Genomic DNA, 15,879 nt, shown 5'->3' on the forward strand with positions numbered 1-15,879 from the left:
CGGTTTCGCGTGGTCCGATAGTGGAAAGGAATAATTGGCGCTGCGTCCGCAAATGCAGCACGAGCGCCGCGCCCATCGCCGGAAACCTCGCGAAAGTCAAGAATTCCCCGGCGAGGAAAGGAGCGACAACGATTCTTCGGCTACTCGGCCACTCTGATCAACTGGCTCATCCGCGCCACTTCGCATTTCGCGCCGCTGCGGGCGTGCAATTGGTCGCGATCCACGCATAGCTGCCCGTCCGAACTGTTTTCAACGTAGAAGCCCGAATAGAAGTCGCGCGCCGAACAGGCCTTTTCCAGAGTGGCGGAAATCAGTCGTCGGTCGCGCAGGAACAGCAGCAGGCGATTGCTGCCCTCCGCCTGCACGCCGGCGATGCTCTGCACCGGCAGGCAATCGCCCATTGGGCGCTCGAGATAGCGCGGCTGAGAACTGCGCGGCACCATCGTGGCCGTCAGGTTCTGGCGCATCGGGCCAGCTCGCGGAGAGATTCGGATGATCACCCGCCGCTCGATCCGCACCTGTTCGACGGTCGGTGTCTGTTGAGGCGTCAGAAGCGGCAGATACGCGGCCGGCAACAGGCGCACCGCGCGTCCTTCCGGAGTCTCTGCCAGAGCGGCTTGCTCGGTCAGGCGCGCGCCTGCGTCCTCAGAAGCCTCCGGGCGATAGGGTCCGCCAGCAGTGGGGAACAGCAGTCCGAAGGACGCGAGAATGGCGGCAAGCGAATTCATTGCGTTGTCGAAACGATGCTCCCTGGCCACGCCGGGCTTGCGGCGAGCGGACGATGAAATCCGCTGTTGGCCTCCCCTGTTTGAATAGCGGCTTAATCCCTCGTCGCCCTTTGACAAGGGGGTGGCGACAAGTGGTGGCGGGTCGAGCAGAGTATGTGGCATGGGACCGGCATGGCTGCCCAACCCGACGCGAATCGACCGTTTCTCTCCGCTGCTGCCGATCTGCTGGGCGAGCGCGGCTTCACTCGCGATCCCGAACTGATCGAGCCGTGGCTCACCGACTGGCGAGGCCGCTACACCGGCGCGTGCCTCGGGCTGGCCTCGCCGTGCAACACCCAGAAGGTCGCCGCGCTGGTAAGGCTGTGCGCCAGTCACGGCGTGCCGATCGTCGCGCAGGGCGGCAACAGCGGCATGTCCGGCGGCGCGACCCCCGATGAGAGCGGCAGCGCCTTGCTCCTCAGCCTCAGGCGGATGGATACGATCCGCACGCTCGACGTCGAAGCCGGCGAGATCGTCTGCGAAGCCGGCGTGATCCTTCAGGACCTCCAAGAGGCAGCCGCGGCGGCGCGGATGCGCTTCCCGCTCACTCTGGGCGGCAAGGGCTCGGCCACGATCGGCGGGCTGGTCTCGACCAATGCTGGCGGGACGCAGGTGCTGCGCCACGGCACGATGCGCGCGCAGGTGCTGGGGCTCGAAGCCGTTCTCGCCGATGGCAGCGTGTTCGATTCGCTGACGCCGCTCAAGAAGGACAATCGCGGCTTCGACCTCAAGCAGATGCTGATCGGCTCGGAGGGAACGCTCGGTGTTGTGACCGCGGCCAATCTGCGGCTGCTGCCCGACATCGGCGGTCGGCTGGTGATCTGGGCTGGCCTCGGCACGATCGCGCAGGCGCGGCAGTTGCTGCTCCACGCACAATCCGAAGCGGCGGGCCAACTCGAAGGCTTCGAGGTAATTCCGGCGCATTCGCTCGCCGCGGTGCTCGACCATCTACCCGACGCGCGCGCGCCGCTACAGGGCCGGCACGGCTGGCACGCACTGATCGAACTGGTCGCGGAAGCTGACGAGGAAGATCGCTTGCAGCCGCTGGCGGAAAACCTGCTGGCCGCAGCGCTGGACCGCGGCCTGATCGAGGATGCCACCATCGCCGCCAGCGAAACGCAGGCCGAGGCGTTCTGGCTGCTGCGCGATGCGATCGCTCCGGCCGAACGGGCGATCGGCCCGGCGATGCAGCACGATGTCTCGGTACCCGTTGCCGCCATGGCCGATTTCGTCGAGGCCGCCATCCCGCAAGTCGAAGCCCGCTTTCCGGGATCCACTGCCATCGCCTTCGGTCATCTGGGCGACGGAAACGTCCATTTCCATGTTCTCGCCCCTCCCGGCGTGGTCCGCGGGGAATGGGAGCGCAATCAGGGCCAGGCGATCAGCCGCTTCGTCCACGATCTCGTCACCCGATGGGGAGGTTCGATCAGCGCCGAGCACGGAATCGGGCAGGTCAAACTGAAAGAGTTGGAGCGGCTCGGCGATCCGGTGGCGCTGACGATGATGCGCGCGGTTAAGCAGGCGCTCGACCCGAAAGGTATCCTCAATCCGGGCAAATTGGTCCGGGTTGCACCCGCGAACGGCAGCGCCTAAAGCGCGCTTTCCATGCGCTCCCCCGGGACCCGTTCCGGGGGCGCGACCGACATTCCAGTCCGATCCGGAGACGCTCCATGGCCAGCGCGCCGCAGCCCAGCCTGCCCCTGTTCTACAACGACCTCATGCCGCTCAACAGCCGCGATCACCAGAAATGGCGGACGCGTTCGCTGGACAGCGCGGACTTCATGAAGAACGCCCATGCGATCCCTCTTACCGTGGACGAATTCGTCCAGGCGCAGCGCAATTATCCGATCGTCTTCTCCTCGGGCGAAAACCCGCTGCCGCTCGCGTTGATGGGCATGAACGAAGGCGTCAACACCTTCGTCGACGACAAGGGCAAGATCAACGAGCCTGTCTACCTGCCGGCCTACATCCGCCGCTACCCCTTCATGCTCGCCAAGCTCCAGCAGGACAAGGACGAGCTTTCGCTGTGCTTCGATCCGACCAGCGAAGCCATTGGCGAATTCGAAGAAGGCGAAGCGCTGTTCAACGAGGAAGGCCAGGCCTCGGACAACACCAAGCGAATCCTCGAATTCTGCGAGCAGTTCGAACAGTCCGGCCAGCGCACCAAGGCCTTCATCGACGAGCTCAAGAAGCACGATCTGCTGATGGATGGGGAAATCTCGATCCAGCAGCAGGATAACCCCGACAGGCCTTACGTCTATCGCGGCTTCCAGATGGTCAATCAGGAGAAGCTGCTCGAAATTCGCGGCGATCAGTTGCGCACCTGGAACCAGAACGGCCTCATGCTGCTGATCCATGCTCATATCTTCTCGCTCGACCTGATGCGCACGATCTTCTCGCGTCAGGTGCAGCAGGGTACGGCTCCGGCCGCCGCAGCGCCAGCCGCCCAGACCGTCAACTAGGCGGCATTTTCCAGTACCCGCGCCTTGTGGTTGGCGCGGGTGTGGAACCGTTTGCGACAGGACGGGGCAGACGTGCGCCGATCGGGCTGCGCCGACCTGTTGCCGGCCTCTTGAATCCTCCGGGAGGCGCGCCATCTTGTGCGGGCCGGGCGGCATCCCCCCTCATAGCTTGCCCGGCTGGGTGCATTACCATGCACCTCCTCCCTGAACCTTGGCCACCTCGTGCAGCTTGCGCGAGGTGGTTTTTTTCTGGGAGAGAGCGGCTACTCCGCCGCCTGGGGCAATCTGCCGTCCGCGCCCAGCGCGGCGGTTTCGCTCGCCAGCGCCCGCACCAGACCCGCCAGCAGCCGGACCATTCCCGGCATTCGCGGCCCGGCCTCGCGCAGCTCCGCGTCGAGGTAGGCAGTGCGGCACACTTCCAACTGCAGCGCGTGGATCCCGCGGCGCGGAGAGCCGTGCTGCTCAAGCACATAGCCGCCGGCATAGGGCCGGTTGTGCGTCACCCGGCGCTCCGCCGCCGACAGATGCCGCAGCGCCGTTGCGGAGAGCAGATCGTTGCACGACGAGCCGAAACGATCGCCGATCACGAATTCGACCGGACGATCCTGGCCATTTCGCGCCTTGAGCGGCGGCATGGAATGCAGGTCGAGCAACAGCACGGCGCCCCATTGATCGCGGACCTGTTCGAGGACACCACGCAGGGCCGAGTGGTAGGGGTGATGGATCGTATCGATCCGCTCGGTCAGATCTGCGGGCGCAAGCGCTTCGCGCCAGATTTCGCCCAGCCCCGGAAGCCGTCGTGGAACCAGTCCCAAGCCGCTGCGCGACCGGCGATTGGATGCGTTCGGGGCTCGTTCCGCGCGCGACGCGCCCTCCACCATCGACCAGTCGACATCGTCGGACGCGCGGTTGAGGTCGAGTAGCGCGCGCGGGGCATGCGCAACCAGCAGCGCCGCACCGCTTGCCCTGGCGACCTCGCGCGCCAGCCGGTCGACCAGCCGGTCCTCCAGCCGTAGCATCGACCATTCGGGCTCGCGCATGGTGGCACCGATACCGGGAGGATAGTTGCGCCCGCCATGGGGCGCGGCGATCACGATCGGCAGCGTCAACCGCTCGGGCACGTGCAAGACGAAGGCGGGATCCTGCGTCCCGGGGATGCAGCCTCCTTCGTGGGTGCCGGACAGCGGCCAAGCGATGATCCTGGAAGACGCCATGCCCGATTGCTGAACGGATCGCGCGCGCAAGTCAAAACCATTCCCGCCGGCGACCTGCCCCAGCCGTGGACAGGTGCACAACTTCCAAGGCTTTTTTAAGGAGCATGGCGTATGGGAAGGGCCATGACAGATTTTCAGCGCGCCAAAATCCTTCTCGCCGAAGACGACGATGCCATGCGATCCTATCTGGTCCGCGCGCTGGAGCAGGCGGGCTTCTCGGTCGATGCGGTCGATCGCGGGACCGCGGCGCTGCCTCTCCTCGAGGCGACGCATTACGACCTGCTTTTGTCCGACATCGTCATGCCGGAGATGGACGGAATCGAACTTGCGCAGCGATGCAACGAGCTCAGTGCGGATACCAAGGTGATGTTCATCACCGGCTTTGCCGCGGTGACGCTCAAGGCCAGCCGCGAACAGCCGCAGGCCAAGGTGCTATCCAAGCCCTTCCACCTTAAGGATCTGGTGCTCGAGGTCGAGCGCGTGCTCGAAGACCGGATTTCGGCGATCCTCTAGTCGGGCCTCAAATGACCTCTTGCGCGCGCGGGGCCTGCTCGCTAAATGGCCCGCCTGTCGCAGCACCCTTCCAGGGGCGCGATACACTCGATATCGTGGGCGTATAGCTCAGTGGTAGAGCACTGTGTTGACATCGCAGGGGCCGGGAGTTCAACTCTCTCTACGCCCACCATTCGAAAACCCCGCAAATCGTCGGATTTGCGGGGTTTTTCTTTGCGCGACAGCCGGGTGATCGCGGATGACTCTCCAAATCCATAGTCTAACTTATGTAAATACCCTTACTTTTGTTAACATCGCTGTTCGCATTTGATAATCAATTGGAGCGGAACGCTTCCCTGACTTGGCAATTCCTCGGGTATCCATGCGATTTACGATCGCTTCCCGCAGGAGATACCGATGGCATTCAATCCGCTGACCGAAAAAGGCATTCCGATCGAGCGCCAGTTCCGCAGCTGGTCGGAACTGGCGAGCCAGCCTTACGACACGCGCGATGTGCATCCCTACACCCGCTGCCGGGTGATCCTGATGAACGGGATCGAGGTCGAGGCGATCATCAATTCGCACAATGCGGCGCGCCGGATCGCCGATACCGGTATCAAGCAGATGCTGGCGCTGGTCCGCAAGGCCGAGCAGCAGCAGCAGAAGGCGGTGAACTGGCTGATCCCGGGAAGCGAGAGTACGATCGCCAACACCATCGGCTACGAACAGGTCGCGGTCGACCTCACCAGCTGGATCGCGCGTCACGAGCCCGACCCCTATCTCAATCAGGTCTACGAATTCGGCGTGCTCGAGGATTACGACCACCTCTATCGCTACGCCAATCTGATGGATCTGATGGGCGAACGCCGCAAGGCCGAAGAGATCACCGGCGATCTGACCGAAGTACTTCCCGGACGGCCGACGATCTTCCATCACCGCCACCCGCATGACGAGCTGCGCCGACCGATGACGGTCGAGGCCAGTTCCTTCCAGTCGATCCTCAACGCGCTGACGGTCGTTTCGGCCGAACAGCAGACGATGAACTTCTACATGAATTCGGGCAATCGCCCGGAAGATCCGATGGCTCGCTCGCTCTATCTCGAGATCGCGATGGTCGAGGAACAGCACGTCTCGCATTACGAATCGATCCTCGATCCGAGCACGCCCGAACTGCTCAACCTGGCGCTGCACGAATACAACGAGTGCTGGCTCTACTGGTCGTGCATGGAGACCGAGACCAACCCGCGCATCAAGCAGGTCTGGGAAACCCATCTCGCGATGGAGATCGAGCATCTGCGGCTCGCCTGCGAGATGATGAAGGAAGTCGACCGGATCGACCCGGCGGACATCTTCCCCAAGGAAGGCGTCAGCGCGCCGATGACCTTCGAGCCGAACAAGCAATATGTCCGCGACGTGCTGGCCCGCACGGTCACCAATTCGGCCAGCGATTCGCAATTCATTCCGGTCGACCAGCTTCCGGCGGATCACCGCTTCTTCGACTATCAGGCCACCGTCAATGCGGGCGGCGTCCCCAGCGAGGACGTGATCCGTCGCCACCGCGAGGAACTGGGCGGCGAGTACCGCTTCTCGACCGAGGGCAGCCACCCGATCGCGGCGCTGGACGAAAGCGGCACCGCCGAAGGGACGATCTACATGGAGACGATCGAACGCCACGCCCGGCACGGCCACGGCCAGCATCCCGCCCAAAATCAAACGGAGAACGCATGATGACCGAGCGCAACGAGAAGCACGGCACCCTGCACCGCGCGGTCGACAAGACCTCCGACGCCCTGGGCGGGATGGTCGGTCGCGCCGCGGCGAATACGGCGGGTTCGACCTCGGCGGCCAGCTTCGTGGAGAACGCCGCGATCGGCGACATGTACGAGATCGCGGCGGCGAAGGTGGCCCTCCAGCACGCCCAATCGGATCTGGTAAAGGCTGCGGCCCTCAAGATGATCGCCGATCACACGACCAGCACGCATCAATTGCGTTCGGCGATGATCATGAACGAGACCAAAGGCGTTCCGGCGCTCCCCGACTCGATCGACGCGCGGCGCAAGACGATGCTCGACCATCTTCAGGCCGCCCCCGCAGACAAGTTCGACGCGACCTATCTCGATCAGCAGATCCTCGCTCACAAGGAGACGGTCGATCTGATGAACGGGTTCAAGGACAGCGGCGACAACGCCCAGTTGCGCTCGTTTGCGGCCGGCACCGCTCCGGTGGTCGAGCGTCACCTCGCCGCCATGGAACGGTTGAGGGATCAGATCGCCTGATCCGTCTTGTCTCTACCTTTCCAGGGCGCCCGACCAATTCAAGGAAATATCACCATGTCATTTCTCGATCGCATCGCCGCCGCCGTTACGCCTGCCGCTTCCGAGGAATCCCGCAACGAGGCGCGGCGCAACATCGATGCGCTCGCCGCCCGCGAGCCCTGGATCCAGCCCATCGTGGATCAGCACCGGGAGATCGAAACCTGCTTCCGCGAAGCCCACGCCGCGCCCTCGCACGAGGCGGTGGAGCGGCTCTCCACGGTCCTCACCGGCCATGCGAATGCGGAAGAAGCCGTGCTCTATCCGGACATCGCCGACAAGAGCAGCAAGCTCCATGCGGGGATGGCCTATGAAGAGCATGCCATGACCAAGATCCAGCTCGCCAAGCTCAAGGATATGGCGCCGGGCAGCAAGGAATGGACGGAGAAGCTCGAGCACATCGAGAGCGCGGTCGCGCAGCATATCTATCAGGAAGAGGACAGCTGGCTTCCCGACCTCGCGAAGGAGATGGCCCCGGAACGCAAGGCCCGGCTGCAGGAGCGCTACGCCGAGGAATATCGACGCTATTGCGGGACCGACAACGGCACCGCGCGCACCGGTGCCGGGGCTGCGATCTGAGCGAAAGCGGCTGAGGGAGCGACGCGGGTCGCGACCGGTTGAGTTCCCGGGGCGGCTGATGCAGAGGGCCGCGATGCTGACCGATACGCGTGCGCCCTACCCTCCCGTCCTGCCGCCTGCCAGCCATCGTGGGCTGTTCGCGAGCCAGGCGACCGATCTCGAGCGGCTTGCGGTCGAGGGCAGGACGAGGCGTTTGCAGCCGCGCCGGGGGATCGATTTTTCGTCAAACGACTATCTGGCGCTCGCCGGTTCGCCGCGACTGTCGCGCGCGGTGGGCGATGCGATCGCGCGGGGCGTCCCGGTGGGCTCGGGCGGTTCGCGGCTGCTGCGCGGCAACCATCCCGAGCACGAGGCGCTCGAGGCCGAGGCGGCGGGTTTTTTCGGGAGCGAGGCCGCGCTGTTCTTCTCGACCGGCTTCGCGGCCAATTCCGCGTTGCTCGCGACCTTGCCGCAACCGGACGACCTGATCCTTCACGACGAACTGATCCACGCCAGCGCGCACGAGGGCCTCCGTCTCGCCCGCTGCGGGGCTTTGACGGTTGCGCACAATGATGCGGGTGCCTTCGACGAGGCGATAGCCGGCTGGCGGCGTAGAGGAGGAACCGGGCGCCCGTGGATCGCGGTGGAGAGCCTCTACAGCATGGACGGCACCAGGGCTCCGCTGACGGATCTGGCAGCGATCGCCGAGCGTCGCGAAGCGATCCTGCTGATCGACGAAGCGCATGCAACCGGCGTGTTCGGACCCGACGGGCGCGGGCTGGCAGCCGCGCTCGACGGGCGACCGGACGTCGTGACGCTGAAGACCTGCGGCAAGGCGCTGGGCTGCGAAGGCGCATTGCTGTGCGGTCCGCGGGTCGTGACCGACTTCCTCGTCAATCGCGGGCGCGGGTTCATCTTCTCGACGGCGCCCTCGCCTTTGATGGCCAGCGCGGTGCGCGAGGCGCTGCGCATCCTGGCGGACGAACCCGAGCGGCGGACCGGGCTCGCAGCGCTGGTCGCACAGGCGGAAGACCTGCTCGCGCCGCTGGGGGTCCGCAGCACCGCCTCGCCGATCCTGCCGCTGGTGATCGGCGACCCGGCGCGGACGATAGCATTGGCGGAGGCTTTGCAGGAGAGCGGCTTCGACGTGCGCGGCATTCGTCCCCCCACGGTCCCGGAAGGAGGCTCGCGCCTGCGCATTTCGATCACGCTCAACACGGACGAGCCGGATATCGCGGCTCTGGCGGATGCTCTGGCGGAGGCTCTGGCCGAGGTCCTGCCATGAGCGGGCCGGCATGGGTCGTCACCGGCACCGACACCGAGATCGGCAAGACCGTGTTCGCCGCCGCGCTCGCCGGTGCACTGCAGGCGCATTACTGGAAGCCGGTCCAGGCGGGCGTGGACGGCGGCGGCGATCGCGACCGGGTGGCGGCGCTGAGCGGTTTGCCGGCGGCGAACATCCTGCCCGAAGCCTACCGGCTGACCACGCCGTGTTCCCCCCACGAGGCGGCGCGGCGCGACGGGATCGCGATCGACCCGTCCCGGCTCGCGCCGCCCGCGGTCCGCCCGCTGGTGATCGAAGGCGCGGGGGGCGCGCTGGTGCCGCTGACGCGCGAGCTGTTGTTCGCCGATGTCTTCGCCCGCTGGGGCCTGCCCGCAATCGTCGTGGCGCGCACGGGGCTCGGCACTATCAACCACAGCCTGCTCACCATCGAGGCGCTGCGCAATCGCGGCGTCGCGATCCTCGGAATCGCCTTCGTCGGAGACCCCAACGCGGAGAGCGAGAGCACCATCGCGCATATCGGCGGCGTTCGCAGGCTGGGTCGGCTGCCCCTGCTCGACCCCCTGACCCCGGCTGCTCTGGCGAGCGCTTTCGCGGCCAGTTTCCGGCTGGAGGACTTCCGGTGAGTGCTTCACCCGTCTGGCACCCCTTCACGCAACACGGGCTTGGCGAGCCGATCCCGCGGATAGCCCGCGCCGAGGGCGCAGCGCTCTTCACCGCCGACGGCCGCCGAATCGTCGATGCGATCTCGTCGTGGTGGGTGACGACCCATGGCCATTGCCATCCCGCGATCATGGCGGCGATCGCGGAACAGGCCGGAAAGCTCGACCAGATCATCTTCGCCGGCTGGACGCACGAACCCGCCGAAGCGGTTGCGCAGGGCCTGCTACAATTGATGCCCAACGAGTTGACCCGCGTGTTCTTTTCGGACTCCGGATCCACCAGCGTGGAGGTCGCGCTCAAGATGGCGCTCGGATATTGGGCGAACACCGGTCGGCCCCGGCACAAGATCCTGGTGCTCGAGCATGCCTATCACGGCGACACGGTGGGCGCGATGTCGGTGGGCGCGCGCGGGGTCTTCAACGCCGCCTATGCGCCGCTGCTGTTCGATGTCGAAACGCTGCCCTTTCCGCACGGCGACGGCTCGACGACTCTAGAACAACTCACCGCCCTGTGCCGCGAAGAACCCGCCGCGCTGATCGTCGAGCCGCTGATATGCGGCGCCGGCGGCATGAAAATCTACGATGCGGATGTCCTCGCCGAAATGCGCCGGATCTGCACGGCTCACGATGTGCTCTTGATCGCCGACGAGGTGATGACCGGCTGGGGACGCACCGGCACGCTGCTGGCCTGCGAACAGGCCGGGATCGTCCCCGATATTCTCTGCCTCTCGAAAGGCCTGACCGGCGGCGCCATGCCGCTGGCGGTGACGATGGCGACCGAGCCGATCTTCGCGGCCCATCTGTCGCAGGACCGCGCGCGGATGTTCTTCCACTCGTCCAGCTACACTGCGAACCCGCTCGCCTGCGCCGCGGCGGCAGCCAACATCGCGATCTGGCAGAACGAACCGGTGCTCGAGCGGATCGGCGGCCTCGCCGAACGTCAGGCGACACAGCTCGAGAAGCTGGCGCGCAATCCCCGGGTGGCCAACCCCCGCCGCGCCGGCACGATCACCGCCGTCGAGATCGAGGATGCGCAGGATGGCTACCTGTCCCGGCTCGGTCCGGCGCTTCTGTCGCGCTTCCGCCAGGCCGACCTGTTGCTGCGCCCGCTGGGCAACGCCGTCTACGTCATGCCGCCCTACTGCATTTCGGACGAGGATCTTGCGTCGATCTACGACGGAATCGAGGATGGAATCGCAAACTGCTGAGCCGATAGGCGTCTGCGACCGCCTACTGCGGCCAGACTGTCGGCCCCCTCGCCTTGCGCCCTCCCCTCGCTCTGCTAAAGCGCGCGGGACTCACATATTCCCGGACATTCTAGACAAGCAGGGCACTCATGCAAAAAATTCAGGTCAAGAACCCGGTCGTCGAACTCGACGGCGACGAAATGACGAAGATCATCTGGGAGTGGATCCGCGAGCGGCTGATCCTCCCCTATCTCGATATCGACCTGAAGTATTACGACCTGTCGATCGAGAAGCGCGACGAGACCGACGATCAGATCACCGTCGATGCCGCCAATGCGATCAAGGAATACGGCGTCGGCGTCAAATGCGCCACGATCACTCCCGACGAGCAGCGGGTCGAGGAATTCGGGCTCAAGAAGATGTGGGTCAGCCCCAACGGCACGATCCGCAACATCCTGGGCGGCGTGGTGTTCCGCGAGCCGATCGTGATCGACAACGTGCCGCGGCTGGTGCCGGGCTGGACCGACCCGATCGTGGTCGGCCGCCACGCCTATGGCGACCAGTACCGCGCCAAGGACACGCTGATCCCCGGCAAGGGCAAGCTGCGGATGGTGTTCGAGGGCGAGGACGGCAAGAACATCGATATCGACGTGTTCGAGTTCCCCAGCCCCGGCGTCGCCATGACGATGTACAATCTCGACGATTCGATCCGCGATTTCGCGCGCGCCAGCTTCGCCTACGGGCTCGACCGCAAATGGCCGGTCTATCTCTCGACCAAGAACACCATCCTCAAGAAATACGACGGGCGCTTCAAGGACCTGTTCGAAGAGATCTTCGAAGCCGAATACAAGGCCGATTTCGACAAGGCCGGGATCAGCTACGAGCACCGCCTAATCGACGACATGGTCGCCTCCGCGCTCAAGTGGAGCGGCAAGTTCGTCTGGGCCTGCAAGAACTACGACGGCGACGTCCAGTCGGACATCGTGGCGCAAGGCTTCGGCTCGCTTGGCCTCATGACCAGCGTGCTGATGACCCCCGACGGCAAGACCGTCGAGGCGGAGGCGGCGCACGGCACCGTCACCCGCCACTATCGCCAGCACCAGCAGGGCAAGGCGACCAGCACCAACCCGATCGCCAGCATCTTCGCCTGGACTCGCGGGCTGATGTATCGCGGCAAGTTCGACGAAACTCCCGATGTGGTGCGCTTCGCCGAGACGCTGGAGCGGGTCTGCATCCAGACCGTCGAGAACGGCCAGATGACCAAGGATCTCGCGCTGCTGATCGGTCCGCAGCAGAACTGGCTCACCACCGAGCAGTTCTTCGAGGCGATCGTGACCAATCTCGAGCAGGAAATGGCGAACTGGAGCTGAGGCTCCGGTTCCCCTTTCCAGGGAGCTGAACGCGATGGCCAAGGCTGCGAAGAAGCGTCCTTCCGCGCGCAAGGCGGGCGAGAAGGTCGGCAAGGCGCGGCTGATCGTCCGTCAGGCGATGATCAAGGACATCCGCGGCATCGCCGCGCTTGTCCGCCGCGCCTATGACGATCTGCCCGCCTACAAGCAGAGCGAAATTCGCGGCCAGATCAACAACTTCCCGCAAGGCTGTTTCGTGGCGCTGCTCGACGAGCAGGTCGTGGGCTATTGCGCCTCGATGCAATTGCCCGAACCGGTGGTGTTCGCGCCGCATGATTGGGACGAGATCTCGGGCAATGGCTACGGCAGCCGCCACGATCCGACCGGCGACTGGCTCTACGGCTACGAGATGTGCGTCGACCCCAAGGTGCGCGGCGTGCGTATCGGTCGGCGGCTCTACGAGGAACGCCGCGCGCTGGCCGAGGAGCGCGAGCTGACCGGCATCGTGTTCGGCGGGCGAATGCCCAACTACCGCCGCCACCAGCGCAAGGTCGAGGGCCCGCAGGACTATCTCGACCAGGTGATCGCGGGCAAGATCCACGATCCTGTGCTGCGCTTCCAGCTCGCCAACGGGTTCGAGGCGGTCGGGATTCTGGAAGGCTATCTGCCCGAGGACAAGCGTTCGGCGGGCAATGCGGTCAAGATGGTGTGGCGCAACCCCTATATCGAGCGCGACACGCCGGTGAAGATGCGCATCCCGCGCGGGGTCGAATCGGTCCGCGTCGCAACCTGCCAGCTGCAGGCGCGCGCGGTGAAGGATTACGACGAATTCCTGCGCGCGATCCGCTATTTCATCGATGTCGCCAGCGACTACGAAGCCGATTTCATCGTCTTCCCGGAACTCTTCACGCTGATGCTGCTGAGCTTCGAGGAAGAGGAACTCTCGCCGATGGAGGCGATCGAGCGGCTTTCGGAATACACCCCGCGACTGAAGACCGACATCTCGGACTTCGCGATGCGCTACAACATCAACATCATTGCGGGCTCGCATCCCACCCGGATGGAAGACGGCGACATCCACAACGTCGCCTATATCTGCCTGCGCGACGGCTCGGTCCACGAGCAGGAGAAGATCCACCCCACGCCCAACGAGCGCTATTGGTGGAACATCCGCGGCGGCGACAAGATCAACGTGATCCAGACCGACTGTGGCCCGATCGGGGTGCAGATCTGCTACGATTCCGAATTCCCCGAACTGTCGCGCAAGTTGGCCGACGAAGGTGCGCGGATCATCTTCGTGCCGTTCTGCACCGACAGCCGCCAAGGCTATCTCAGGGTCCGCTATTGCTCCGCCGCGCGCGCGATCGAGAACCAGTGCTTCGTGGTGCTGAGCGGCAATGTCGGCAATCTGCCCAACGTCGCCAACATGGATATCCAGTACGCGCAGAGCTGCATCCTCACCCCTTGCGACTTCCCCTTCGCACGCGACGGGATCGCAGCCGAGGCGACCGAGAACGTCGAGACGCTGACCATCAGCGACGTCAATCTCGCGGACCTGTCCTGGGCCCGGGCGGAAGGCACGGTGCGCAATCTCGCGGATCGTCGCTTCGATCTCTACCGAATCGAATGGGACGAGGATGGCGATCATCCCGGCAAGACCCGGCCCCGCACCGAGCCGCTGGGACCTCAGAGCGTCGGCGGCGGGTAGCCAGCCGCACCCCACATGCATGCAAGAGAGACGCGTGCCGGGTGACAGGCGGCAAGGCTGCGGCTAGTCGCTGATCATGGCTGGCGAAATCGAAGCAACCCCGATGATGTCCGATGCTCTGGTGATTCTGGGCGCGGCGGGGCTCGTGATCCCCATCTTCGCCCGGTTCCGGATCACCCCGGTCATCGGTTTCATCCTGATCGGCATTGCGGTCGGGCCGTACGGCCTGGGCCAGCTGGTGTTCGAGCGACCTTGGCTCACCCACATCACCATCACCGATCCGGAGGCGCTCGAGCCCTTCGCCGAACTCGGCATCATCCTGCTGCTGTTCACGATCGGGCTGGAGTTGAGCTTCAATCGATTGTGGCAGATGCGCAGGCTGGTGTTCGGGCTCGGAGCGCTGGAGCTAGTGATCATTGGCGCCTTGCTGGCGATCTTTCTCGGGATGATGGGGCAGTACTGGACCGGCGCACTGGCCCTCGGACTGGCGCTCGCCTTCTCCTCCACCGCGATCGTCCTGCCGATCTCGGGCACCAACAGCCCAGTCGGGCGCGCGGCGCTGTCGATGCTATTGTTCGAAGACATCATGATCGTCCCGATCATCTTCATTTTGGGCGCCATGGGACCGACTGCGCAAGCCGAAGGCTGGGAAGGATTGCTCGATACGCTGCTGCTCGGAGCGGCGGTCATCACCGTGCTGTTGGTCGTCGGGCGGATCGCCCTGCCCCGCCTGTTCGCGCAGGCCGCGCGCACCAAGAGCCCCGAACTGTTCCTCGCCGCCAGCCTGCTGGTGGTGATCGGGGCGAGCTTGGCCACCGCGCTCGCGGGCCTGTCGCCGATCGTCGGTGCGCTGATCGCGGGCCTGCTGATCGCCGAGACCGAATATCACACCGAGGTCGAGGGGATCATCGAGCCCTTCAAGGGGCTGGCGCTGGGCATCTTCCTCATAACCGTCGGGATGAGCATCGATCTCACCACGATCTGGCAAAACGTCGGCGCGGTGGCCGCCGCGGTGGTGGGCGTGCTGGTGTTCAAGGCCCTCGTGACGGGCATGCTGCTGCGGTTGATGGGCGCACGCCGCTCGACTGCCGCCGAGACCGGCATCTTGATGGCGAGTCCTTCGGAGACAACGCTCATCGTGCTTGCAGCGGCAGGATCGGCATTGCTGATCCAGCCCGGCACAGCGCAATTCTGGCAGATCGTCACCGCCATCGGCTTGACGGTTACCCCGCTTCTTGCGCGCCTCGGCCGAGTTATCGGCCGTCAGGTCGAAGCGGTCCCGGACTTGCCGCCCGAGGACGCGGGCGAGCCTCGTGTCATCATCATCGGCGCGGGCCGGGTCGGTCGCCTCGTCGCGCGCATGCTGGAAAAACACGGCAAGCCCTATGTCGCGCTGGATTCCAATTCCGATCTTGTTGCCGACGCCAAGCGGGCTGGCATTCGCGCCACCTTCGGCGATGCGGCGCGCGGCGTCGCGCTAAGCAAGCTCGGGGTCGAAGACGCGCTGGCGGTGGTGCTGACCATGGACGAGCCGGTCCTGGCGCAGCGCCTGGTGACTAGGCTGCGCAAGGACTATCCCGATCTCCTGATCGTCGCCCGCGCACGCGACACGCGGCATGCCGCCGAACTCTACCGTGCCGGTGCCAGCCATGCGGTGCCCGAAGCGCTCGAGGCCTCGCTCCAGCTCAGCGAAGCGGTGCTGGTCGATATCGGCGTGGCAATGGGGCCGGTGATCGCATCGATCCACGAGAAGCGCGACGAATATCGCGTCCAGATCGAAGAAGAGGGCGCGCTGGCCTACAAGCCCAAGCTGCGCACCAGCACCGCCCAATCCTGAGGGTTGCGATACCGATCGGTGAACTCTCCGCCGCTCCATGCGTTGGGGA

The 15,879-nt window shown here is 65.1% G+C and carries 14 protein-coding genes and 1 tRNA gene; 13 read left to right on the forward strand and 2 right to left on the reverse strand.

What is annotated here, in order from left to right; genetic code table 11:
• Window positions 1-140 precede the first annotated feature (140 nt).
• Window positions 141-728 carry a hypothetical protein gene (locus Q9K01_RS08475; RefSeq protein ID WP_305929772.1) on the reverse strand — a complete coding sequence of 196 codons (588 nt, stop codon included), beginning with the start codon at window positions 726-728 and terminating at the stop codon, window positions 141-143.
• Window positions 729-899: 171 nt separating this feature from the next.
• Here Q9K01_RS08475 and Q9K01_RS08480 point away from each other — a divergent pair, with 171 nt between their 5' ends.
• Window positions 900-2,360, forward strand: coding sequence for an FAD-binding oxidoreductase (locus Q9K01_RS08480; RefSeq protein ID WP_305929773.1), 1,461 nt, complete (start codon window positions 900-902; stop codon window positions 2,358-2,360).
• A gap of 77 nt (window positions 2,361-2,437) precedes the next feature.
• The gene (locus tag Q9K01_RS08485; RefSeq protein WP_305929774.1) at window positions 2,438-3,229 is read left to right on the forward strand and encodes a SapC family protein; all 792 of its coding nucleotides are present in this window, start codon (window positions 2,438-2,440) and stop codon (window positions 3,227-3,229) included.
• A gap of 263 nt (window positions 3,230-3,492) precedes the next feature.
• Here the strand turns inward: Q9K01_RS08485 and Q9K01_RS08490 are convergent, their stop codons facing one another.
• Window positions 3,493-4,443 (reverse strand): N-formylglutamate amidohydrolase, encoded by a 951-nt coding sequence (locus Q9K01_RS08490; protein WP_305929775.1) that lies wholly within the window; start codon window positions 4,441-4,443, stop codon window positions 3,493-3,495.
• 123 nt (window positions 4,444-4,566) lie between these two features.
• Here Q9K01_RS08490 and cpdR point away from each other — a divergent pair, with 123 nt between their 5' ends.
• The 11 genes from cpdR (at window position 4,567) to Q9K01_RS08545 (ending at window position 15,830) form a co-directional block, all read left to right on the forward strand.
• Window positions 4,567-4,956 (forward strand): cell cycle two-component system response regulator CpdR, encoded by a 390-nt coding sequence (gene cpdR, locus Q9K01_RS08495; protein WP_305929776.1) that lies wholly within the window; start codon window positions 4,567-4,569, stop codon window positions 4,954-4,956.
• A gap of 97 nt (window positions 4,957-5,053) precedes the next feature.
• Window positions 5,054-5,128: transfer RNA gene (locus tag Q9K01_RS08500), tRNA-Val, on the forward strand.
• Between the two features lie 224 nt (window positions 5,129-5,352).
• The gene (locus Q9K01_RS08505; protein WP_305929777.1) at window positions 5,353-6,663 is read left to right on the forward strand and encodes a hypothetical protein; all 1,311 of its coding nucleotides are present in this window, start codon (window positions 5,353-5,355) and stop codon (window positions 6,661-6,663) included.
• Window positions 6,660-7,211, forward strand: coding sequence for a DUF4142 domain-containing protein (locus tag Q9K01_RS08510; RefSeq protein ID WP_305929778.1), 552 nt, complete (start codon window positions 6,660-6,662; stop codon window positions 7,209-7,211). The genes Q9K01_RS08505 and Q9K01_RS08510 overlap by 4 nt, the downstream gene beginning before the upstream one ends.
• Before the next feature lie 54 nt (window positions 7,212-7,265).
• On the forward strand, window positions 7,266-7,826 hold the full coding sequence (locus tag Q9K01_RS08515) for a hemerythrin domain-containing protein (protein WP_305929779.1): 561 nt from the start codon (window positions 7,266-7,268) through the stop codon (window positions 7,824-7,826).
• A gap of 73 nt (window positions 7,827-7,899) precedes the next feature.
• Window positions 7,900-9,090: an 8-amino-7-oxononanoate synthase gene (locus Q9K01_RS08520; RefSeq protein WP_305929780.1), complete on the forward strand. Its 1,191-nt coding sequence runs from the start codon at window positions 7,900-7,902 to the stop codon at window positions 9,088-9,090.
• A complete protein-coding gene (gene bioD, locus Q9K01_RS08525; protein ID WP_305929781.1) occupies window positions 9,087-9,713 on the forward strand; it encodes a dethiobiotin synthase in 627 nt (208 codons plus the stop codon). Before Q9K01_RS08520 ends, bioD begins: the two co-directional genes overlap by 4 nt.
• Window positions 9,710-10,957, forward strand: a complete 1,248-nt coding sequence (locus tag Q9K01_RS08530) for an adenosylmethionine--8-amino-7-oxononanoate transaminase (RefSeq protein WP_305929782.1) — start codon at window positions 9,710-9,712, stop codon at window positions 10,955-10,957. The genes bioD and Q9K01_RS08530 overlap by 4 nt, the downstream gene beginning before the upstream one ends.
• Before the next feature lie 128 nt (window positions 10,958-11,085).
• Window positions 11,086-12,306: an NADP-dependent isocitrate dehydrogenase gene (locus tag Q9K01_RS08535; protein ID WP_305929783.1), complete on the forward strand. Its 1,221-nt coding sequence runs from the start codon at window positions 11,086-11,088 to the stop codon at window positions 12,304-12,306.
• A gap of 34 nt (window positions 12,307-12,340) precedes the next feature.
• Entirely contained in the window at window positions 12,341-13,993 is a 1,653-nt protein-coding gene (locus tag Q9K01_RS08540) for a bifunctional GNAT family N-acetyltransferase/carbon-nitrogen hydrolase family protein (protein WP_305929784.1), read from the forward strand.
• Window positions 13,994-14,069: 76 nt separating this feature from the next.
• The gene (locus Q9K01_RS08545; protein WP_305929785.1) at window positions 14,070-15,830 is read left to right on the forward strand and encodes a cation:proton antiporter domain-containing protein; all 1,761 of its coding nucleotides are present in this window, start codon (window positions 14,070-14,072) and stop codon (window positions 15,828-15,830) included.
• The last annotated feature ends 49 nt before the right edge of the window (window positions 15,831-15,879 follow it).

The organism is Qipengyuania benthica (assembly GCF_030717865.1).
GTDB classification, from domain to species: Bacteria; Pseudomonadota; Alphaproteobacteria; order Sphingomonadales; family Sphingomonadaceae; genus Qipengyuania; species Qipengyuania benthica.

Excerpts from the sequence above, each read along its gene's own strand:
- Q9K01_RS08505 (WP_305929777.1), top strand. The coding sequence starts at position 5,353 with ATGGCATTCAATCCGCTGACCGAAAAAGGCATTCCGATCGAGCGCCAG.
- bioD (WP_305929781.1), top strand. The coding sequence starts at position 9,087 with ATGAGCGGGCCGGCATGGGTCGTCACCGGCACCGACACCGAGATCGGC.
- Q9K01_RS08535 (WP_305929783.1), top strand. The coding sequence starts at position 11,086 with ATGCAAAAAATTCAGGTCAAGAACCCGGTCGTCGAACTCGACGGCGAC.
- Q9K01_RS08475 (WP_305929772.1), bottom strand. The coding sequence starts at position 728 with ATGAATTCGCTTGCCGCCATTCTCGCGTCCTTCGGACTGCTGTTCCCC.
- cpdR (WP_305929776.1), top strand. The coding sequence starts at position 4,567 with ATGACAGATTTTCAGCGCGCCAAAATCCTTCTCGCCGAAGACGACGAT.
- Q9K01_RS08540 (WP_305929784.1), top strand. The coding sequence starts at position 12,341 with ATGGCCAAGGCTGCGAAGAAGCGTCCTTCCGCGCGCAAGGCGGGCGAG.
- Q9K01_RS08545 (WP_305929785.1), top strand. The coding sequence starts at position 14,070 with ATGGCTGGCGAAATCGAAGCAACCCCGATGATGTCCGATGCTCTGGTG.
- Q9K01_RS08490 (WP_305929775.1), bottom strand. The coding sequence starts at position 4,443 with ATGGCGTCTTCCAGGATCATCGCTTGGCCGCTGTCCGGCACCCACGAA.
- Q9K01_RS08485 (WP_305929774.1), top strand. The coding sequence starts at position 2,438 with ATGGCCAGCGCGCCGCAGCCCAGCCTGCCCCTGTTCTACAACGACCTC.
- Q9K01_RS08510 (WP_305929778.1), top strand. The coding sequence starts at position 6,660 with ATGATGACCGAGCGCAACGAGAAGCACGGCACCCTGCACCGCGCGGTC.
- Q9K01_RS08480 (WP_305929773.1), top strand. The coding sequence starts at position 900 with ATGGCTGCCCAACCCGACGCGAATCGACCGTTTCTCTCCGCTGCTGCC.
- Q9K01_RS08515 (WP_305929779.1), top strand. The coding sequence starts at position 7,266 with ATGTCATTTCTCGATCGCATCGCCGCCGCCGTTACGCCTGCCGCTTCC.
- Q9K01_RS08520 (WP_305929780.1), top strand. The coding sequence starts at position 7,900 with ATGCTGACCGATACGCGTGCGCCCTACCCTCCCGTCCTGCCGCCTGCC.